Consider the following 21,141-nt stretch of genomic DNA (forward strand, 5'->3'; position numbering starts at 1 on the left):
GCTACAGGCCCTGACACACATTTTGCGACGAACTGTCGAGGAAGGGCGCAAAGGGACAGCTTACATAGCGCAGCCGCACGGACGCGTTGCCCAGGTCGACAACGATCCGGTCCGCGCGGATGGCAGCAAGGGCATTGCCGATGCCGCCGCCGCGTTGCCCGCCATTATGGGCGCCCAGGAAACTGATCATGTCATCCTGATCGATGCCGTCACCCGAAACGCCGATCGCACCAACCAGCACATTGCCGCGATAGATGGGGACGGAACCGGGGAAGATCTGGATGCCATTTTGGATGCGGTTGCCGGCGCCGACGCCGGTCACCGCAGAGCAGCGCTGCGGCGTGTCGGTCGCACTCGCGCCCGTCACATAGGCAAGATGGGCGGCCAGATCACCCACGACCAGCGCGGATTGCAAGCCTGTGGAGAAAGGATTGAACTGCGCGATGGGGCGGGAGAAAGGCCCGTTGGGCCGCCCCACCTCGCCGTCAGGAAAATAGGGGCGTGACAGATTGCCGTTCGCACGATCGGTGAAGGCATGGGTGCCGGTCAAGGCCGCCGGATCGTTGAGGAAGGCCTGCGCCTTGCCCACAAACGCCGCCACGTCAGCGCTGCTGCTCGCCAGCAGGTCCGGCGCGGCGTGGCTGCTGGAGAAGAAAGCCGCCGTCCGTGCCTTCTGCAAACTGACGTCGGTGCCGAAGATCGGCGCGTCGGGCGATCGCACGATGCCCAAAGCCGCGCCCCGTGTATCCACCACGCTGATCGTCACCTGCGCCCGGCTGTCGAGCGGCTGCCTGATCTGCGCCCGCGCCCGGCTCATGATTGTGAAGGCTTCCTCCAGCACCGCCGTCACCTCGGCGGCGGTCAGAGGCTGCGTCACATCCCCCGCGTCGGTCGCGGCTCGGATCGGGAAACGGTTATTCCCCGACCCATCGGTCAGCACGAAGGCGTCGCGATTGGAAAACTCCGCCACGCGCGAAGCCCGCACGCCTGAAAGCTCGCTGCCATAGGCGACGCCCGCCAGCACCATCGGCGCGGGATCGCCATAATAGCCGCGCACCGCTAGCAAGCTTCCCGCGCTGCCGTTAATAGCGGCGAAGCTTACCGCGCCCGTCCGCAGCAGGCCCGCATAGGCCGCGTCCGAATAGCGCAGCGACGTGCCGTCGACAAAGATGCGGTTTGCGCGGATGCTGTCGGGCGCTTCAAAGCCCAGCGTTCCGGCCAATGCGATATATTCTTCCGGATCATTGTCCGTGTCGGTGACATCGGGATCGGAGCCATAGACCCCATCGGCCATGACGCCGATGCCGCCGACCACGACGCCATTCTTATAGAGCGGGAAGCCGCCCGGATCAGCCGCCAACCCGAGCGGCGACCGCTTGGGCCCGATCATCGCCATGGCGCCCGACGAGATGTAGCGCGCCGAAAGGTCCGAACAGGGGAGCTGGCTGAACTGCACGCCGAATAGCGGTCCGCTTTCGAGGCCCACCGTGCCCGGCGCGGACGGAAAATGCTCCTGCACGATCATGCTCGCCGTGCGGGTCGAAAAGGCATTGCCGCCGCTCGACAGATAGGCCCCGGTGATAGCCTTGCTGATCGCGCCCGCCTCGGCCGGAACCGTCAGATTTTGCGCATCGATATTCTGCCCATTGGGCGCGGCGCTGGTGGTGGCGGTCGCCCGCGCGCCATTCATGCGGAACACGGCCAGCACATTGCCCACCCGGTCCGTCACCGCGATGACCGCGGGCAGGCTGCGCGCCTGCGCCTCAGCTGCGGCGTGGGCGACGACAGTCTCTACATCGGCGACCGTCAGCGCCTCCTGTGCCGGATCGGCATAAAGGCGTGTGGCGGTGGGTGTAGGCGTCGGCGTCGGGCTACCCCCGCCGCTCGCGCCATCATTTCCGCCGCCGCCGCAAGATGCCAGCATCAATGCGGACAGCGCCGCGAACGCGCTCAACCTGTGCCGCAAGCCTCTCACCGCAATGCTCCAATACTGCGCGCCGCGCTGCCCAATGCGCTGCGGAAGGCGGCGGGTTGATAGCTGTTAGGCTCCTTGACAGCTGCATAAGCGCGATTGACGTCCGCCCGGATGCCCGCGGCCGCGCCCACCGTCACGCGCCCAGATTTCACCATGGAGTTGAGCAGCGTGTCGATGGCCATTACCGCCTGCACCGACCCTTCATAATCGGTGAAGCGCGGGCTGATCGCCCCGCCTGCGATCTCGCTGACAATGGCGAACGCCATGTCGCCGCTCGTCCTTGCGCCCGCAAATCCGTTCGCAAGCGCCCCAGCGCTCGCGGCCAGCTTGCCCGCTGCGGCGACAGCTGCTCCCCGATCCCGCGCGATTGCGGCATGAAAAGCCTTGCTGTCCGCGTCGAACCGGCCCGCCGCTCCCGGCGCGATCACCTTTGCCGCCGCTGACAGCATGATCATATTCTCGTCATTGAAGGGCGGCATGCCTGCGGGGATCGGCCGTCCCGGGTTCGCTTCCCAGGTCTTGCTCCGCTCCGCCTGGTCATAGATGCGGCGGTGGCAGCTCTGGCAGTCGAAGAAGTAAAATTCGGGGAACGCGCCTTCGCTTCCCTTGGCAGAGGCATAGAGGGTGAGCGCCCGCTCCACCGCCATCGCCTGTCCTACGGCCCAAAGCTTCAGGCTGTCCGTCCGCCCCTTGCGCCGGACATAGTCGGCATCCTCGTCATGATGGGCCTGCATCGAGGAAAAAAGGTCAAGCTCGAACGATACGCGCGGATGCCCCGCCGCCATCATGCGATGGTCGACAAACTGGCCCGGCCGATCGCTGCCGAAATGGCAGTCGAGACAAACGGCGGCCCGCGCCTGAGGCCGGTCGAGCGGCATCATTCCCGCCGCGACGTTGGACGCATGGGTCGCGCCCACGGCATAATGGCTCGCGATCCAACCGCCTGCCGCGCCGTGGCACGCCTCGCACCCGACGCCATCGCTCGCCAGGAACCGCGCGCCCGTTGCCGCCGCCGGGGTCGAATGGCAGCCGAGACAAGCGGGCGCCGCTGTAGGATCGCCCAGACCCAAGGTCGATGCGATTTGCCGCCCGCGCGTGCCGGACAGCACGGCAAAGGCGCGGGCGTGCGCCCCGCCTGGGCTTGAAGGCTCCTGCCAGCGCATCAGTTCATCCTGACGCACGATCTTGCCGTCGCCTTCCATCCGCCCATGGCAGATGGAGCCCGCACAGGACGCAACGCCGGTGAAGCTGCGCGCCGCCGGAGCAGCGTCAGCCGCGCCACGATCGCCACCGGGCAACACGCACAGCAGCAGGACGAGCAGCATCACCGCGCCCAGCATCATGCCGGCCGCGCGCCTGCTCCATCCATGGCCCATGAAGCCCCCCATTACACGCCCCCTTGCGCGCGATCGCTCTTGCCGCGTCCGCCCCGCCCTTTCAATCCCGTTTTGCTTGCTCTTTCCGCTTATTGCGCATCGCAGGCCGGTTCCCCTGGGCCGCCGCAGGGACGATCCCACAAGTCCTCATTGCCCGCGCCCGTCACCGGTTCGTCAATGAGCGGCGGATAGCCCTCCGTCACCACGTCGCGCAATTCGATCAACGCGGTCGGGAAGGTGCGCGACACCGCCACTGTGGGGTCAAGCAAGCCCTCGAATGTCTCACGGCCATCCACGTTCACGGTTGCGCACGCGCCGAAGATGAAGCAGCCGTTGATCTTCGATCCGACGGCGAAGCGCCCGTTCACCGTCACCAGAGGGATGACGTCCAAGCCGGTGGCAAAGGTTCCGTCGCTCATCGCCAGTCGGCCGTTGATCGCGATCTGCGGCCGTCCAGTTCCGCCGCTGATGATCAAGCTATTGACGGTGAAGCCGCGCCGGTCCGCAAAGCTCGTCGAAAGCCCGCTATTCTGAATGAAGATGCCGTCGGCCGCCGCGAGCCGGATGGTCCCGGCCTGCAACATGCCCGCTTCCAGTGCCAGGCCGTCATTCTGCGCCAGCCGCAATTCACGCGCCGCGAGCGAATCCGCCGCGCGCACGTCGGCAATCGCCTCTGCGGTGGCAGCGTAGATGGACGGCGCCTCAAGCGTCAGCACGCCCCCTAGCCCGCCATTGCCATCGCTGACCGCAATCGACCCGAGCCCGGCTATGACCTCAAGCGCGTCTCCTGCCGTCAGGGTCAGCCCGCCCGTGCCGGTGCGCCCGGTCATCGCGACCGCTCCCTGCACGCGCAGCAGGCCTGCCGCGCCGATGCTCAAAAGGCCGCTGCCCGGAAGGATGTTGGTGCCGATGGTCACATCGCGCACAACCAGATCGCCTGCGCCGAATATCGCGATGTCGGCTGCCGCGACACGCGCCAGTTCCGCCGCCGACAGGCTGTAACCTGCCGTGGTGTCACCGCCGCCAATGGCTGCTTGAGCGCCCAGGGCGTTGAAGCGCAACAGCCCCGTGGCGCTTACCCGCCCGTTCGCCGAAATGACGATGTCGCTAGAGCCGATCGTTACAGCCTGCCCGCTTGCCTGGCCGTTGACCGCTATCAATCCGGCGGCGTTCAACATCAGGTCGCCACTGGCGACCGCATTGGCGATCGTCATGCCCCCGCTCGACCCAAGGCTGATGTTCCGGCCCAGCGCGGCGATGGAGCCCTGCGCCAACAGGTCGTTCACCACAAGGTCACCAGTGCCAGCGTCCAGCGACGCCGCGCCACCCGAAGCCAGCGATTGCGCGCTGATGCCCACTCCGGTTAGCGCCAGGCTGTTACCTGCGACATTGCCGAGGATGAGTGCACCGGCAGCAGTCATAACAATGCCATCCGCCGCTTGCGCATCGGCGATGTTCAAAGCACCCGCTGATCGCAGCAACAGGCCGCCATTTCGCGCGGTCATGGCATTGGCGCTGATGCTGCCCGCGTCGATGTCGATCGCACCGGCGAGTAGCTGACCGCCAAATTGGGCGACTGCGCCGCGTTGCTGCAGCAAGCCGCCGATGTCGCTGCCACCAAGTTGAAGGCTGCCATTGACGATCAGGTCGCCGCTGGTCACCGCATTGCCGATCTGGACGCCGCTTGCCGCACTGAGTGTCTGGCTGCCAGCCGCGAGCGTCCCGATGTTGATGCGCGCAGCTGATAAGGTGCCGCTTCCCGCGCCGATCGCCAACGTGCCGCCGACTGCAAAGTCGCCGCCGATTGCCATGCCCGAGCCGCCCAGCGCACTACCGCTCGCGTCTGCCATGTCGAGCAGCCCCGCCGACGACAAATTGCCGAGGCGGATGCTGCCCGTGCTGCTGCCTAGGCCGATCGCTACCCGCCCGCTGGAAAAGACATCGCCGCCCGCGCCGTCGACGCTGCCCTGCGCGAACAGGCGCAGATCGCCGCCCGCCGTCAAAGCGCTGCCGCCGGTCAGGGCGATGTCGCCGCCGCGCGCCAGCAGCGTCAGCAGCCCCACTGAGCGCAGCGATGCTCCAGCCGCGCTGATGGCGCCGGCCGTGTTGAAGTAGATGCTTGCCGCCGAAAGGCTGTCGGCGCCCTGTGCCCGCGCTCCATGGCTGAACGCGATGCCTGTTCCGGAATAGCCGGTCAGCGCGCCCGCCGTCGCCAGCCCACCGCCGCCGGTGAAGGCGAAGGAGAGCGGACCCTGTGTCAGGAAATCGGTTGCCCCGCCGACCCGCACGATATTGCCCGATGCTGCGAAGCTGATGCCGGTAAAGCTCGGCACCACCGCTCCCGCAGCGTGCAGCGTCATGGGTCCGTTGACGACCAGACCGCCCGCTGCTGCCGTGCTGCTGTCGGCGAAGCTGATCTGGCCGCCGGTGTCGCCATTGGCTGTCATGATCAGCGATGCGAGTTGCCGCTGCACCCCCGTGCCCAGCGCTGCACCGCCGCCATTGGTAAGACGCGCCGTGCCGCCGCTGGTCAGTCCGGCCAGCGCACCCGCGCCGCCCAGCCCTGCGACGCCATCCGCTACGATGGACAGGGGACCAATCAGGAAATCCGCGTCGCTCGCCTCGAATGAAGCAACGCCGCCAGCACCGGTCCCCCCGTTGCCGCCTGCGCCGTTAGTCAGAGCCGGATCGCTCGCCGTGCCGCCATCGGCTCCTGCGCCGCCCTGGCCGACAGCCGTGATGCTGTAGGCGGGCAGCAACGAGAAACTGCTGTTTACTCGCCATTTTCCGCCATTGATCCGCAATGTGGCGGCGCCCGCCACCGCGTTGCCACCCGCTCCACCAGCGCCGCCTGCGGGGCCGTTTAGCCCTGCCGATCCTGCGCCGCCCGTCGCATCGCCGCCGAGCATCAATTGCGCGCCGGTGAGCAGGCTGGCCCCCGCATCGACGGCAAGCAGCGCCGTCCCCCCAACCGCGTTGCCGCCACTTGCGCCCGCAATGCCAAGGCCGCTCTGGGAAGCGCCAGCGCCGCCTGATCCGCCAAAGGCTTGCGCCAGCAGGCCGATGTCGCCTGCATCAAGAGACGTCGACGCGCCGGTCAGGCCAAGCGTCGCAGTGCCGCCAAAGGCGTCGCCGCCCCGGCCTGCCGCGCCGTTCGATGCTGTTCCCCCAGCACCGCCAAAGCCCGATGCCGACACGCGCAACTTACCGCTGACGCTGGTGGCGCCGAAGCCGATATTGAGTGTCGCGATGCCGCCTGCGCCATTGCCGCCCGCTCCGCTGCTACCGCTGGTCGCGCCCGTGCTGCCGATGCCGTCCGCACTGACGATCAGGCTGGCGAAGCTGGGATCGACGTCGATCAGCATGTCTGCCGTGCCACCCTGGCCCGATCCACCCGCGCCGCCCTGTCCCGCGCCGTAGACGTAGATGGGCTCACCGGTGCCTTCGTCGAAACTGTCGATGTAACCGTTGATACCCGCCTGTCCGCCTTCGCCAGCGGCCGCGACTGTCAATGCGCCGATGGCATGGCCTTCGTTCAGATAAGCGACGCGCGCGGTGCCGCCAGTGCCGTTACCAGCCGCACCGCCTGCTGCATCGCTACTGTTATTGCCGCCAGCGCCGCCTGTGCCTGCCGCGGACACCAGCAATGAGGGTGCAGTTAGAGCGCCGCTTGCAAGCGTCAGTTCCGCCGTGCCCCCCGTTCCGTTACCGCCTTTGCCAGCTGTGTAAAAGCCGCCCGACCCGTCAGACCCAGCGCCGCCGCCAGCACCGCCATGGCCCTGCGCCATGACGCTAAGGTCTTCGCTCACGATGATCTGGCCAGTGCCGCCTGCTCCCATCAGCAGACGGGCGGTGCCGCCGACGCCGGCGCCGCCATCCGCGCCGTTAGGACCGTTATAATTATAGTAGGAATAGGGGTCGCCGCCGCCACCCGCCCCGTTGGCCTCGACTATGATGCTGTCCGCATTCAGCGCGCCGCCTCGCGACTCCAGCACAGCGGTGCCGCCCATGCCTGCGCCTGCAAGGCTCGACACTTCGTCCGCCGCACTGGCCGCCATCGCTTCGCCGCCGGTGCCGCCCGCTCCCAATTCCAGCGTGGCGATGGTTGCATTGCCGCCGGTCATCAGGAACTGAACGGAACCGCCTTGCCCAATCCCCGCCCGGAATTGCGTGACCCCATCACCACATTGCGGGCAATTGACGTAGGACGATCCGCCACGCCCATAGGCGCCGCCGGAGAGCGTGGTGGCTTCAAAGCTGCCGCCTGCGACTAGGAAGTTCACTGTTCCGCCGGTGCCGTTGCCGCCGTCGCCCTGATTGAAGTCCGATCCGCCAAGGCTCGACGCTGCCAAGAAGACTTCCGACATTTCCGTGGCCGCGCCGTCGGCGGAAGCGGAGACATTGCCAAAGCGCATCACGGCGCTTCCGGCGGCGCCTGCGCGGCTCTCAACCGTTATGCTGCCGCCCAGGCCGTCTCCGCCTCGACCTGCGACGCCGTCGCTATATTCTGTGCCGCCACCAATGCCGTTCGCTTGCAGATACAGGTTGTTACCCATTGTGAAGTCAGCGTCAGTGGCGTGAACGAGCACCGACCCACCGGTGCCGTTCGCTCCATTCGCGCCATAGCCACCACGGCCATCCGCACTGATCGTGCAATAGAAACTACAGTCAGCGGTGAAGCTGCCACGCAGGCCACTTGTCGCACTGGCCGACAGGGTGATGCTGCCACCGCGCCCTGTTCCCGCGACGCCGCTCGCATCGCCGCCCGACGCATTGGCATATATGTCCAGATAGGCGGTGGTGATGTTGCCGCCCTTGGCCGACACATCGATCGTCCCGCCGGTTGCGTTGCCGCCGGTTACAGGTTGCGAAGAATAGCTTGCCGTCCCCGCCGATGTACTCAGCATCATGCCGCCGAAATCGATCTCGCCTGCCAGGGAGCCACTCGGCCCAGCGGCAGTTTGCGCCGAGACGGTGATGGTGCCGCCGGTTGCGGTGCCTGAGCTTTCGCTGCCCATCCCCGCCCTGGCGTCGGCATAAGCGAACAGATCGCCCGCGCGGATCGATCCGCCCGCAGCGATGACATTGATGTCGCCGCCCGTCGCGTCACCGCCGTTAAGCACGGGAAGGTTGTAATCGCCAAGACCAACCGCGCCTGCGTCCAGCCGCATCGTGCCAGTGACGACAATCTGACCATTGGAAGCCGGTGACGCACTGCCGCCATAGGTCAGAACGTCGATCACCCCGCCGACGCCGCCGATCCCGGCAGTGAGGTTCATGCTGTCCGCGCTGACGCTGCCGCCCTGGTCAGCGCGCACGGTGATCGCCTCGCCAGCTTTCAGATCGATGGCCCCGCTTGCCGTTATACCTCCCGCAGCACCGGATTGCAGCGTGATCGCCCGATCCGCCGTCAGGTTGACGTTTGCGAAGTTCGCATCTGCGCTTGGCTGGACGATGATGTTGCCCGACGCTTGCGCCGCTACATCGGGCTGCCAGGTCCCGCCGCCGATGCTGATGCTCGCCTCGCCCGTGCCGGTGACATTGCGCGGGCCGATTGCACCGCTTGTGACGTCGGAACCTGCCGACAGGATAACGCCGCTGTCGCTCTGGACCGCGCTTGCCGCCGCCTCGTAGCCGACATTGCCCGACAGCAGCATGGTAAGCGCGTTGTTTTTCGGAACCGCAACCATGAAGACTTTTTGCGCGGCAGTGCTTGCCGTGGAGTCCGGACGTTCGGTGCTACCCGTGTGTACCACGCCATTGGCGTCGGTGGTGCCAGCGCTGATGCTGATGTCGAACAAGCCGCCGTTGATCCGGATGTCCGCCGCTTCCGCGCCTACATAGGCTGCGGCGCCATCGACCCTGACCGTTCCGCCCTGCACCACGCGCGGCGCTACGAGCGCAACATAGCTGCCGCTGGTCAAGGCGTTGATCTGCGCGCCAGGCTTCAGCTCGACCGAGGATAGGACGTTGCTCGGCCCCCGGAAGCGGATTTCGCCATTGCTTCCGTAAAGCCCGCCTGTCGTATCGATATCGTTGCTGGTCAGCACGAGAGAGCCGACGTTGAACACGGCTCCCGGACCGGCGACGATGCCGCCGGGGGCGTAGAACCACACTTTGCCACCTGTACCGCTGCCAACCTGGCTTTGCACCGTGCCGTTCAGTTCCACGATCCGCGAAACGGACATGCCGCTGCCGTTCACCGGCAAGATGCGGTTGAGAACGGTAAAGTCGCTGAAGCCCCTGAACTCGACGGTGCTGTTTTGAGGCAGGAAGTCGATCGCCCCCGTTCCGCCGGTATCGTCAGGCGCCCAGTCGATGATCGCTTCGGAGGAGTTGAGCGAAATTACATCTGTATCCGGCGATGAGCCCTGCGAGACGAAGGCATCGCCCGATCGCACCGTATAGCTGCCTTGAAACGCCTTGTTGACCTGCGCGATGCCAGCCCCGCAACCGACCGCCAATGCAACGGCGCTGGAGCGGCCCAGCAGGGTCCAGAGCCAGTATGTGCTATGCTTCATGGACATCAACGCCTCCACGGCAGGATTTGCGTGGTGAAAGATAGAAGCAGGCGGGTGTCGCCGCGCTCGGTCTGAACGCCTGCCCGGCGCAAGGGGGTCGCCAAGGTGAGGTCGATCCGCGCACGGTTGGACCAGGTCGCCCTTACGCCGCCACCTGCCGAAAAGAGCTTCTGCGGATTACTTCCGGCCAAGGCGCTGCTGTGACGCCACATCCAGGCCCCGTCGAAGAACAGGAAGGGCTGAAGCGCGATGCCGCGCGGGCTGCGCGGCAGGATGTGTCCATAGCGGATTTCCGCGCCGAAGCCGATGCCGCTGTCCCCCGTCAGGGTGCCTGGATCATAGCCGCGGCCGACCGTATAATTGCCCGCGCTCATCTGCTCGTAGGAGAGCAGGGCGTCTGGGCTATATTGGGCGCGGGGCGAGAGGGCGAAGGCCAGCTTGGGCGCGGGGCGATATTCCGCCTGCATGCCTGCCCTGACCAGAAAGGCCGAAGCATCGCCGTCCAGCTGGCCAGTGGGGATACAAGCCCCTGCCGCGCCACAAGGCTCGCTCGCGCCCAGACCGGCGAGGCCCTGACGCACCTCCAGATTTCCGCCGATCCGCCATTTGGGTTCGACGCCCGAATAGCCGGCCGTGCTAACCAGACTGTCAGCATCGATCGCTTCGCCTTCCAGCCGCAGGAATACCACCCGCAGCCGATCGCGGGACAAGGGCAAGGAACCGACGCGTAAATCCTGATTGACGACATCAAGCCCGCCGCTCGCCAGCAGGGTATGCACCTGCCGCCGCACCAGCGGGTAAGACAGCGCCGCCGTCGCGATCATGGTTTCGGACTTGAGGTCGAGCCCCTCGATATCCGGCTTGCTCCAGGCAAAGGTCAGGTCGCCCGACAGCCGCAGCCCGTCGCTGCCCAGCGCCATGCTGTGCCCCGCCTGCAATACCGTCTGCTCGTCGGGCTGCACGGTGTTGAAGATGCTGAGTACCGTGCTATCGCCCATGCCGGTCAGGTCGTTGAAGCGCACCCGCGCCAGACCGCCGAAGCGGCCGACGGCATTGCTGCCAAGGTTCTGGACATTGACGTCCAGCTCGACCCGGCGGCGTATCACCTGCACCTCGCCGACCACCTCGCCCGGCGCTGTCCCGGCTGGCCGCAATGCCAGGCGGACATCATAGCCGGGCAAGTCGCGCGCCAGCAGCAGGTGCCGCTCCGCCTGATGCACATTGAACAGCGGCTGACCCTTCAGCGCCTCCATATGCGCGGCGATCAGCTTCTCGCTCCTGCCGGCGTCGCCCCGCACTTCGATGGCGACCAGCCGGGCCATCAATATGTCGAAGCGGACAGTGCCGCCCTTTTCGATCCGCTGCGGCGGAACCTGCACGGCCGCAAGATAGCCCAGTTGGCGGAGCGCCGTCGCTGCCCGGTCGCGCACTTCGCACAGGCTCGCGATCGGAATGTCGCGCCCGGCCAGATCGCGCCAGCTATCCTTCAATATGCTCGCATCGACGCCGCGCAGGCCGTCGAACTGCACATCGGCGAAGTTCACGGTGACGTTGGCGAAACGGGGATCGGCCAAAGGGCACGGCGCACGCTCGACCCCTCCCTCGACGCGGAGGCGGCTTCCCTCGCCCGCCACGTCGGCAGCCTGTTGCCCCGGAGACAGCTCCTCGCGAGTCGGCGCGCGCGGCGCCGCCTGGGCCAGCGCGGCGGTCGGCACCATCGCTGTCAATGCCAGCGCAAGCCCCCACTGCGCCCGCCCATTCGTGCGGGATATTGCCCCCTGAAACCCCATCGACGTATCAACCCCCAAAGTAGGAGGGAAGCGGCCTTATCGCCTGTCATCCCTGCCGCTGCGACCGTCCGGGCGCAGACGCTGTGCCCGCCGCCCGCCCGCTTATCAAGTCCTTAGCGCGCCGCCGTGTCGATCAGCAGGTCGAGCTGCGCCTGGCAGCCTTTCGCGATCAGCGCCGACGCCATGCCCTCGATCCCCGCATCGGCCGCCCCCAGCAGCGCCAAGCGAATATCCGTCGAACGTCCGCCAGCATCGATGCGATAGGCCGCGCCATCCTTGACGGGCAGCGCTGCGGGCCAGGCGGCAATCGCTTCATTGGCCGCGAAATCGGCGGACGCCTGCGCTCCGCCGCCGCTGATGCGGACGGTCACGGGCTTTGCAGCATCGGCCCGCCACAAGCGCACGGCTGCTGGATCAGTGACGCACAGCGCGCCAGGCTGCGCGACATCGACCAGCCACAAATTGGGCCGCTTCGTCGCCGCCGGGGCTTCACCTACGGCGCCTCTCACGGCCCCTGTCCTCGCCCGCCGCACGCGTTTGGTATCGAGCAGCGCGGCCATGGTCACATCGGTGGCAGGAGTCGCCGCCACCGCTGTCACGCTGAAGCGGCCCGGCCCGCGCAACGTCCGCGTACCTTTCGTGTCGAGCAAGGTCACCACGTCCCCCGCCTTCAGCAGCAGCGATCCCCCATCGGGCAACTTCTTACCTGGCGCATAGCTTCTGGCAGAGGGTCCAGACGACCGTACCACCAGGCTGTCGGCCCATGCGGGGGCCGCCCCCAGAGCCGCCGCCATGCCGAGCGCGACCGCCCCCTTAGCCCAGACCATAAATTCCTCCATCCCCAATATATTCATAGCGATACACGAGATTGGCGAGTCCCGCATCATCCGGATATTTCTGCGCAACCGCTTTCAGACCCGCCAGCGCCTCCGCCCGTTTGTCCGCATCTTCGTCATCGAAAGCGGCCAGCGCCACCCTTAGCAGATCGCGATCTTCCACCGGAAAGTCCGGCACCGGCTCGAACAGGTCGACCGGCGTCGCGCGCCCGCGCAGCCGGACTCGGCCCATCGGACGCCACCAATCAAGGATCGATCGCTCCACCGCCTCGCGCGAGACCAGTACGGACGTTTCCAGCGGCTTGTTCGCCGCTTCCAGCCGTGCGGCCGTGTTCATGCTGTCACCCAGCGCCGTATATTGGATGCGGCCTTCGCCGCCGAAATTGCCGACGATCGCATCGCCATGATGCAGCCCCACCCGGGTTCGCCCGATCGGGGGAACGCCGGGCGGCAAATCCTGCCGGAACCGCTCCCCCGCCTGCCACATGGCATAAGCCGCAAGCGCGGCATTGCGCCCGTCATCTTCTCGCGCGATCGGCGCGCCCCAAAAGGCGACGACCGCATCGCCCACGAACTTGTCGATCGTACCCCCATGGGCCAGCACCACGTCGCTTAACATATCAAGATAGCGGTTGAGCAACTGGGCGACCATTTCCGGCGCGATCGCATGGCTGAGCTTGGTAAAGCCCTCAAGGTCCGTGAAGAGGGTGAAGATCGGCCGCTTTTCACCATGCAGCGCCAGCTTTTCAGGCTCGGCCAGGATTTGCGCGGCAATGTCGCGGGGAAGATATTTGCCAAGCGCCGCCTGTGCGAAGCGGCGCTGTTGCGAATTCACCGCTCTTGCGGCGGCGCTCACCGCCGCGAACGCGATGACCCAGCCGAGCGCCCAGCCCGCCGCGGGCAGACCCTTGGTATCCCAGCCGCTGGCCTGCAGCCAAAGCGGCAAGCCAGCTATCGCGCCAGCCTGAAAGCCAAGCGCGGGCACCAGCCAGAACCATCGCAGATCGGCAAGGCTGGTCAGCGCTGCGGCCAGCACGATCAGCGCCGCCGCAAGCCATAAGGCCCAGCCGGGCACGGCGGGCAACAGCGCGCCATCCAGCAACTGCGCCAGCATGGTTGCATGCACTTCCAGGCCGATCATCGTCGATTTCGCCTGCCGCCCGGACAGCGGCGTTTCAAACTGGTCAATATCGACGATGTCGCCGCCGATCAGCACATGACGACCGCGCACCATCGGCGCCAGCGCAGCCGCCATTGAGGGGTCAGCGATGAGGTCGATCTGAAGGCTGGGGATCACCGGCTCTTCCGATCCGTCCGCCTGGCCGCGTGGCATCCGGTATTGAATGGCGCCCCGATATCGGGCGAAGGCCCGGGACGGCTGCATCGCCAGCGACAGCAAAGGAGGCTGTCCCGCCACCGGGACCGGCCAGCTGCGCGCGACATTGTCGCTGTCCGTTTCCAGGCGAATGCTGGCTGGCCTGACCCGATCTGTCCGCGCTTGAGCGAGGAACCGGTCGAGATATTGTTGCTGTTCGAAGATGATCTGTTCGCGATTGTCGCCGAAATTGGCGTAACCAAGCCAGACCGGCGTGCGCATGGCATGCAGGGCGGAAAGCAGCTGTCCATCCTCATCCTGCGGCTGATCAAACAGGATATCGATCCCGATCGATTTCGCGCCCATGCTGTCCAGGTTGCGAAGTGCCCGTGCGAGGAGGCCGCGATCCAAAGGCGATCGTTTCCGCGTCGCAATCAATGTCTGGTCGTCATAGACGACCATCAGCACGCGCTTGTCCTGCTCGACCCGGGGGGCGAAGGCAGCCGCGCGCCAGTCGTACAGGCCGCGTTCGGCATCGGCGGTCGGGATTTCGCGCTGCGATCCGGCTCCACCCAGCGGCTTGTCCCAGTCCCACCCGGCGATGAACAATGCGAGCAACAGCAGCAGCGCGGTTCCGGCAAGCCGCCCCCGCCCCGCATCCCTCATCACGCGCGCACCCCGGTGCAACAGGCCGTGCGCCGCCATGCTGATCAGCGCCGGGCGATCAGGGGGCGCGCGCCATCCCCGATGATGGCAAAGCCCGACCAGTAGAAGGGGTGGGAGGTTTCGGCATCGTCCATCAGGCGAAGCTGGGCGTGGCGCAGCGCTTCGCCCACCGGTTCGTCGGGGGCTGCGGCGAACAGCCCGGCCATCAGCCTTTCGGTCGCGCGATATTCTTCGGGAGCAGGCCAGTGGCTGGCGATGACGGACCGGCTACCCGCACCGATAAAGGCGCGAACCAATCCATCCAGCGCGCCGCCACCGCCGGAAAGACCCGCTGCACGCGTCGTTTCGGCGCCCGCTGCACCCGCCGTGTCGCAGGCCGACAGGATGACCATGTCCGCATTCAAACGCAGGTCGAATATCTCGCCAAATTGCAGCAAGCCGTCCGACCCGGCCTTTGGCGCGAAGCTGGTGAGCAAGGCCGGACGCGCGGGACATCCCGCGCGTGGCGGCGTGACGAGGCCATGGGTGGCGAAATGCAGGATACGGAAATGATCAAGGTCGCCGCGCGCCTTGACGGCCTCATCCGTGAAGGCCGCGCCGGTCATAAGTTCGCTGCCCGATGAGCCTACCGACTGTACCGCCTGACGCAACTCGTCCGCGGGAATAGGGTGGTTCCATTGCGCAGGCGACCAGCTGCAATCGTCGCCCTGGCCCGGCAGCGCGCCACGCGTCAGCGCGGCAAGCCTTGGCCCGGCAAGCGGCGCATTGTCGCCAAAGCCGATATAGCTTTGCCGTGCACCCGATGGCGATGTCAGCCGGGCGTCGCGGAAGGCACGGGCCGACAAGGCCGTGCTTACCGCATGGTCACGCCCCAGCCAGTCGACGCCACGAAAGTCGAACTCGTCCCCGCCCTTTGCCAGCCGGGCCGCATAGGCGTCGACGCCTGGCTGGCTGGCGACGAGCAGGTTGACCGGCAGTTGCAGCATCGCGCCGTCCGGCTCGAAGATCAGATGGCGTACGCCCTTCAGCCGCTCATCAATGGGGCCGAACAGGTCGAGATAGAGGCTGCGGGCCACGGGCAGGTCGAGCGCATAAGTGGATTGCACACCGGCGACATCGATCGAGATCGTCTCGCGCAGAGCCGCTACCTTGCGCGCTACCTCGCTGGCGCTGACGGGCACGCGAAAGCCGGTTGCCCCCTGCCCGTCGATCCACAGGGCATAAAGCGCCTCGCCAAGCTGCGCGAGCTTGTAATAGCCTTCGCCCGCTTTCAACGTTCCGCGCATGTCGCCAAGGGTCAGCGCTTGCGGACTGAGGGCGCGATATTGAGGATAGGCGGCGAGTGCCGTCAGCGTTGCGGCCTGATCCGTGGCCAGCGCGTCGATCTCTGCCTGTCGCCGCGCCACCTCATCCTGCGTCGCGCTGTCATCCCGTCCTGCTTCGCGCAATTGGGCGAGCGCGATGCGGCCACGCTCAATGTCGCGGGAGAGCGATACGGATTGGCGGAACAGGCGCGCGGCCTCTCCATCGCCCGCCGACAATTCTCGGCTGAGCAGTTCCAGCGTCTCCGCCGCGCCGGGACGCACCAGCAATTGCGACGCTTCGAACAGGTCGGACGCCAGTTCCGGACGGCGGGGCATTTCGGATGTGAGCAGCGTGAAATAGGGCTGCAACTGATTTGCCATCGCCGTCAACGTGCCACGGTTCGCCATGGTGGACGTCATGATCGCGCGATAGGTCTTCAGCGCCTCATCGGTCCGCCCGCGCCGCACGAGAAACGCGCCCAACCGGGCCCGCGCGCCGTTGAGGGCCATCGTCTCGGGATATTGGGCGGCGATCAGACCGACGGCCTGATTGAGCCGCGCCTCGGCCCCGCCATAATCCCGTTCCGCCTCATATGTGAGAGCGATCTCGCCCAGCAGCTGCGCGCGCAGGCGCGTGATCGATGTCACCCGGCCGCCGCGGACCCGCTGCACGTCTTCGAGCGCCTGGGCGAGGACGGTGCGCGCTTGCCCGGGCTTGCCGGACAGGCGCAAGATCGTACCGCGCAATTGCTGTGCTTGCGCATCGAGAATGGCGGCCCGTTCGCCCGGCGTCAGCCCTGTATCCTGACGCACGCCGAGCGCGCGTGTTTCAGGCGCGCCGCTGCTCAATTCCGCCGCGACGTCGCTCGGCAGGGTCACCGCGCCATCAGCCCCAGCGGCAAGCGCGGTGCCGCCGCCCGGCGACTGGTCGAGCAAAGCAAGCGCGCTCTGAAGGTCCTGCTGATTGAGATGATGCACCGCTTCGAAATTGCGGCGCAGGCGGAGCTGGACAGCATCGGCTGTCGGTATGCTGCGCGCCTGCGCGAACGCGGCATCGGCCTGATCGAACAGGCCAAGATTGGACAATTGCAACCCGTGATTCACGAGATATTCGTGCCGCCGGTTCGCCCGCGCGACAGGGCTCAATGCCTGCGCCTCCGGATCTCGGGCCAGCCGGTCGGTCAGGCTGTCGAAAAATTCGGCGGCCTCGGCATAGTTGCCCGAGGCGTTTCGGCGATACCCCTCCGCCAGCACCGTCTGCGGATCGAGGGTGGCGGCCTGCATCCGGGCGAAGGCCGCTGCATTGCTGCCGCCTGTGGTGACGATGTCGATCTTCCCCGGCACGGTGCGTCCCAGCACGACGGTGCGCAGGCCAAGATCAAGAACCGTGTCATAGGGCGCGAACCCCTGCGCCACGTATAGCGCCTTGCCGCGCTCGGCCGAAAGGATGCGGTAGGTGCCCGACTGGCTGGAGCAATTGCGTACCGTCACCGCGCCGATGTCTGGCAGGGTCATGCCGCCGGGCGCGCTGCAATTTACAGACGAGCGGCGCGACGCCGCCAGCCTTTCAAGCAGCGCCTGTTCATCGCCGATCTCTTTCCGCCGCAGGGCGTAGATGCGGCCTACCGGACGCGCGGCGTCGCGGCATACCACTGCCCAGGCGCGATCGAACATCGTGCGGTTTGCCGGATCGCCATTGACGCTTTGCGCCTGACAGAGCGCGCCGCCGCCACTGCCGATGCGAAAGCTGTCCTGCAACAGCGGCCGGTCAAGCTCCGGCTGAGCGGCCAGCACAGAAGACAGGCCCAGAGCACCCAGCCCGGCCAATAACCGACACAAATTCCCAATAGCGCGCAAGGCTTTCCCCCCAGCCTCGCCGGATCTATCCGTGCAAGCCCCCCATGGCGCGACCCAGCGCGCCCTTCATAGCGCCGCCCCAGCTTGCCGCAAGGTAAAAGAGGGATGGGGAATTACAGGCGTCGGGCGCCTGCTATTCTTTTCCCTTCTCGCTGTCCGGTTCCGCAAGATGGCGGTGGAACTGCGCCATCAGGCTTGGCGGCGCGACATGTGCGGCGGCGACCTGTATCTTGTTCTTCCAGCCAGAAACGATGTGTGCCTTGCCAGCGATCATGGCGTCCCATCCATCCCGGGCGACCTTGGCGGGATCGTCCTTCTTCATTTCGCCGACATTGGTGTCCTCCATCCCCGCGCGCTCGAAAAATTCCGTGTCGGTCGCGCCGGGCATGAGGTTGGTGATGGTCACGCCATCGCTGTCCTTTATCTCGTTACGGATCGCTTCGACGAAATTGTCGATGAACGCCTTGGTCCCATTGTAGATGGCGTGGAACGCGCCCGGGATGAAACCAGCGATCGACCCGGTAACCAGTATCTTGCCATCATTGCGCGCGACCATCTGCCTCAGCACTTGCTGCAACAGATAGATGGTGCCAACGATATTGGTGTCGATCACCTTGCGCCAGTCGTCCAGATCCTGTTCCAGAAAGCTGTGGCCGACGCCCCGTCCGGCGTTGGCGCACACAATGTCGATCTGACGCCCGCCAGCAGCCGCGATCAGCCGGTCGACCCCTTCGATGGTCGAAAGGTCAGCCTCGACAGCCTGTACATCCGTGCCATGCCGGCTGAAGTCCCTGGCCGCCGCCTCAATCAAGGGTTCGTCGGCCACGACGATGAGGTCATAGCCCTCCTGCGCCGCGACATGCGCCAGTTCAAAGCCGATGCCGGTCGACGCGCCGGTTACGATCGCCAATTTACGAGCGGACATGGGGCTTACTCCACTTCATGCTGCCGCCACCTGATCCATGCCGGGCTTCAGCACGATCTTGGTCACTTCATTCTGCTTGTCATGGAACATGCGATATCCTTCCGCAGCCTGTTCGAGCGGCAGGCGGTGGCTGATGAGGAAGGTCGTATCGACCTTGCCTTCCATGATCGCGTTGAGCAGCGCGGGCATATAATGCTGCACATGGGTCTGGCCGGTCTTGAGCGTCAGCCCCTTTTGCATGAAGGCGCCGAGCGGGAATTTGTCGACAAAGCCGCCATAGACCGCAGGCATGGATACGCGCCCGCCCTTGCGGCAGGCGATAATCGCCTGGCGAATGGAATGGGCGCGGTCGGTGCCCATGAAGGTCGACACCTTGATCTGGTCGATGACATTGTCGGCGAAGAGGCCGTGCGCCTCCAACCCGACGGAATCGATGCAGGCATCGGGACCGATGCCGCCGGTCATCTCCATCAACGCTTCGTAGGTCTTGCTTTCCTCATAATTGATCGTTTCCGCCCCGAACTTGCGCGCGAGGTCCAGGCGGCGCGGGAAATGATCGATGGCGATCACGCGCTCGGCACCCATGAGAAAGGCGGACTGCACCGCGAACAGGCCGACCGGACCGCAACCCCAAACCGCGACCGTGTCGCCCGGCTCGATGTCGGCGTTTTCCGCAGCCATCCAGCCGGTGGGCAGGATGTCCGAGAGGAACAATACCTTGTCATCATCGACCCCGTCCGGGATCACGATCGGGCCGACGTCAGAAAAGGGTACGCGGACATATTCCGCCTGGCCGCCCGCATAGCCGCCGGTCATGTGGCTATAGCCGAACAGCCCCGCCATCGGATGGCCGTAGAGCGTCTGCGCTATTTCCTGATTTTCGGCAGGCAGGCTGTTCTCGCAGGCGGAATATTGATGCTTCTCGCAATGGAAGCAGCCGCCGCAACTGATGGTGAAGGGCACGACGACGCGCTGTCCCTTTTGCAGGGTCGATTTGGGGCCGGTTTCCACCACCTCGCCCATGAACTCATGGCCCAGGATATCGCCCTTCTGCATCGTCGGGATATAGCCGTCGTATAGATGAAGGTCGGACCCGCAAATCGCGGTCGAGGTGATCTTGATGATGGCATCGCGCGGATTGATGATCTCGGGATCATCGACATTTTCCACGCGGACGTCATGCTTGCCATGCCAGGTGAGCGCGCGCATCAGTTCTGCTCCTCCTCATATTGTGCCTTGGTTCGAGCCGCTGTGGCGATCTCGCCGGTTTCCATCAGCTGCTTCAGCCGCCGCAGGTCGCGCCGCGCCTGGATATGCGGTTCGCGCTGGAACATCTTGGCGATCACCTTGCCGATGATGCCTGCGGGCGGATCATAGAGGATGGTCGCGGTGACCCAGGTGCCGCGTTCGCCGGGAGCATCGCGAAATTCTATCCGCCCGCTATTGGGGACATCGGCGTCCTCTTCGGACGTCCAGGCGATGAGTTCGCCGGGCCTGTCATCCGTGACCAACGACGTCCAGCCGACCGTGCCGCCGCCCGGCGCCTTCACCGTCCAGCGAGACCGCCGGTCATCCAGCTTTTCGATCGACACGACATTATCCATCACCCGCGGCAGGTTCGAAAAATCGCGCCAGAAATCGTAAATCTCTTGCCGCGGGCGGTTGATCGTCACCGTCTTGCCCGTGACGTCGCTCCCCGTCGCTTCAGGCAAGCCAGCCGTCGCGGCCGCGCGCTCTTCCTTGTGCTTGGCGGTCAGGGGCGGGGCGTCGTCCTGCTGGCCTGGCTTCATGTCTGCCATGCTGCGCTCCTTTCGATTTGCGGGTGTCTGCTGATCCCCCGCCAACCAGCAGGGCCATGCACCGTTCCCTCCCGGCCCCTGAAATATGCGCCTCGCTAACCTGCGTTAGACGCTTTCTTTTGTGGCGTTCCACGGTTGGAACGGGGCGTGTCGAGGGCCGTTGTCCGTCCATTCAGGCAGATGGAGGATCATCATGGGCGCGCATGCACCCCTTCACCGTTTCACCCATGGTTCGGGCCGGGAAGCGCTGCTCGGCGCGGGTATCGGGGCTGGCCTGGCGCTGCTGGGAGCAGCCGGGCGCAAGCTCGCCGTCCAGGCGCCGACGGCGCTCGCAGGCGATTGGGACAAGGCGCTGGCGCTTGAGCACAAGATGACGCTGGCGCTGTTCGACAAGCTGCGTGACACAGGTCCCGCAGCCAAGGGCAAACGGAGCATGTTGCTGACCCAGCTCAAGCATGCGCTCGGCAAACATGCGATGGAGGAGGAAAACGCCATCTACGCGGCGATGCGCCAGGCAGGCATGCGGGAAGAAGCCGACGCGCTCAACAGCGACCATGGCTATGTGAAGCAATATCTGTACGAGCTCACCGACCTGACGCGCGACCACACCGCCTTTCAGGCCAAGCTCGCCCAGTTCCGCCGTGACATCGAAGAGCATATGCGGCGCGAGGAGCAGGAACTGTTCCCGCGCCTGAAGCAGTCGTTGAGCGAAAAGGAAAGCGGCACGCTGACGCGCCGCATGAACCAGGAAGGGCTGAAGCTCGCCTGAGCTTGTCC

At 65.8% G+C, this 21,141-nt stretch carries 11 protein-coding genes; 1 reads left to right on the plus strand and 10 read right to left on the minus strand.

The window, feature by feature from the left end; genetic code table 11:
• Window position 1: 1 nt before the first annotated feature.
• The 10 genes from SPHS8_RS15655 to SPHS8_RS15700 form a co-directional block, all read right to left on the minus strand.
• On the minus strand, window positions 2-1,924 hold the full coding sequence (locus SPHS8_RS15655) for a heme-binding protein (protein WP_201516388.1): 1,923 nt from the start codon (window positions 1,922-1,924) through the stop codon (window positions 2-4).
• A 47-nt stretch (window positions 1,925-1,971) separates the two neighbouring features.
• A complete protein-coding gene (locus SPHS8_RS15660) occupies window positions 1,972-3,363 on the minus strand; it encodes a multiheme c-type cytochrome (RefSeq protein ID WP_443018591.1) in 1,392 nt (463 codons plus the stop codon).
• Between the two features lie 77 nt (window positions 3,364-3,440).
• A complete protein-coding gene (locus SPHS8_RS15665; RefSeq protein ID WP_236575206.1) occupies window positions 3,441-9,872 on the minus strand; it encodes a histidine kinase in 6,432 nt (2,143 codons plus the stop codon).
• Between the two features lie 5 nt (window positions 9,873-9,877).
• Window positions 9,878-11,590, minus strand: a complete 1,713-nt coding sequence (locus SPHS8_RS15670) for a ShlB/FhaC/HecB family hemolysin secretion/activation protein (protein ID WP_236575213.1) — start codon at window positions 11,588-11,590, stop codon at window positions 9,878-9,880.
• Window positions 11,591-11,775: 185 nt separating this feature from the next.
• A complete protein-coding gene (locus SPHS8_RS15675) occupies window positions 11,776-12,489 on the minus strand; it encodes a hypothetical protein (protein WP_201516357.1) in 714 nt (237 codons plus the stop codon).
• A complete protein-coding gene (locus tag SPHS8_RS15680) occupies window positions 12,476-14,518 on the minus strand; it encodes an adenylate/guanylate cyclase domain-containing protein (RefSeq protein WP_201516358.1) in 2,043 nt (680 codons plus the stop codon). Before SPHS8_RS15680 ends, SPHS8_RS15675 begins: the two co-directional genes overlap by 14 nt.
• A 5-nt stretch (window positions 14,519-14,523) precedes the next feature.
• Window positions 14,524-17,457, minus strand: a complete 2,934-nt coding sequence (locus SPHS8_RS15685; RefSeq protein WP_443018593.1) for a CHAT domain-containing protein — start codon at window positions 17,455-17,457, stop codon at window positions 14,524-14,526.
• Between the two features lie 316 nt (window positions 17,458-17,773).
• Complete coding sequence (locus tag SPHS8_RS15690) at window positions 17,774-18,565, minus strand: SDR family NAD(P)-dependent oxidoreductase (protein ID WP_201516359.1); 792 nt, start codon at window positions 18,563-18,565, stop codon at window positions 17,774-17,776.
• Between the two features lie 15 nt (window positions 18,566-18,580).
• Entirely contained in the window at window positions 18,581-19,774 is a 1,194-nt protein-coding gene (locus SPHS8_RS15695) for a zinc-dependent alcohol dehydrogenase (RefSeq protein ID WP_201516360.1), read from the minus strand.
• On the minus strand, window positions 19,774-20,364 hold the full coding sequence (locus tag SPHS8_RS15700; protein WP_201516361.1) for an SRPBCC family protein: 591 nt from the start codon (window positions 20,362-20,364) through the stop codon (window positions 19,774-19,776). The genes SPHS8_RS15695 and SPHS8_RS15700 overlap by 1 nt, the downstream gene beginning before the upstream one ends.
• A gap of 193 nt (window positions 20,365-20,557) precedes the next feature.
• Between SPHS8_RS15700 and SPHS8_RS15705 the strand changes: the two genes are divergently transcribed.
• Window positions 20,558-21,133: a hemerythrin domain-containing protein gene (locus SPHS8_RS15705; RefSeq protein ID WP_201516362.1), complete on the plus strand. Its 576-nt coding sequence runs from the start codon at window positions 20,558-20,560 to the stop codon at window positions 21,131-21,133.
• The last annotated feature ends 8 nt before the right edge of the window (window positions 21,134-21,141 follow it).

Source organism: Sphingobium sp. S6 (assembly GCF_905120495.1).
In the GTDB taxonomy this organism is placed as follows: domain Bacteria; phylum Pseudomonadota; class Alphaproteobacteria; order Sphingomonadales; family Sphingomonadaceae; genus Sphingobium; species Sphingobium agri.

Bases quoted from the DNA above. Each gene is read 5' to 3' on its own strand.
- SPHS8_RS15690 (WP_201516359.1), bottom strand. From the start codon at position 18,565: ATGTCCGCTCGTAAATTGGCGATCGTAACCGGCGCGTCGACCGGCATC.
- SPHS8_RS15660 (WP_443018591.1), bottom strand. From the start codon at position 3,363: ATGGGGGGCTTCATGGGCCATGGATGGAGCAGGCGCGCGGCCGGCATG.
- SPHS8_RS15705 (WP_201516362.1), top strand. From the start codon at position 20,558: ATGGGCGCGCATGCACCCCTTCACCGTTTCACCCATGGTTCGGGCCGG.
- SPHS8_RS15695 (WP_201516360.1), bottom strand. From the start codon at position 19,774: ATGCGCGCGCTCACCTGGCATGGCAAGCATGACGTCCGCGTGGAAAAT.
- SPHS8_RS15685 (WP_443018593.1), bottom strand. From the start codon at position 17,457: ATGTTCGATCGCGCCTGGGCAGTGGTATGCCGCGACGCCGCGCGTCCG.
- SPHS8_RS15680 (WP_201516358.1), bottom strand. From the start codon at position 14,518: ATGGCGGCGCACGGCCTGTTGCACCGGGGTGCGCGCGTGATGAGGGAT.
- SPHS8_RS15675 (WP_201516357.1), bottom strand. From the start codon at position 12,489: ATGGTCTGGGCTAAGGGGGCGGTCGCGCTCGGCATGGCGGCGGCTCTG.
- SPHS8_RS15700 (WP_201516361.1), bottom strand. From the start codon at position 20,364: ATGGCAGACATGAAGCCAGGCCAGCAGGACGACGCCCCGCCCCTGACC.
- SPHS8_RS15665 (WP_236575206.1), bottom strand. From the start codon at position 9,872: ATGAAGCATAGCACATACTGGCTCTGGACCCTGCTGGGCCGCTCCAGC.
- SPHS8_RS15655 (WP_201516388.1), bottom strand. From the start codon at position 1,924: ATGCTGGCATCTTGCGGCGGCGGCGGAAATGATGGCGCGAGCGGCGGG.
- SPHS8_RS15670 (WP_236575213.1), bottom strand. From the start codon at position 11,590: ATGGTGCCGACCGCCGCGCTGGCCCAGGCGGCGCCGCGCGCGCCGACT.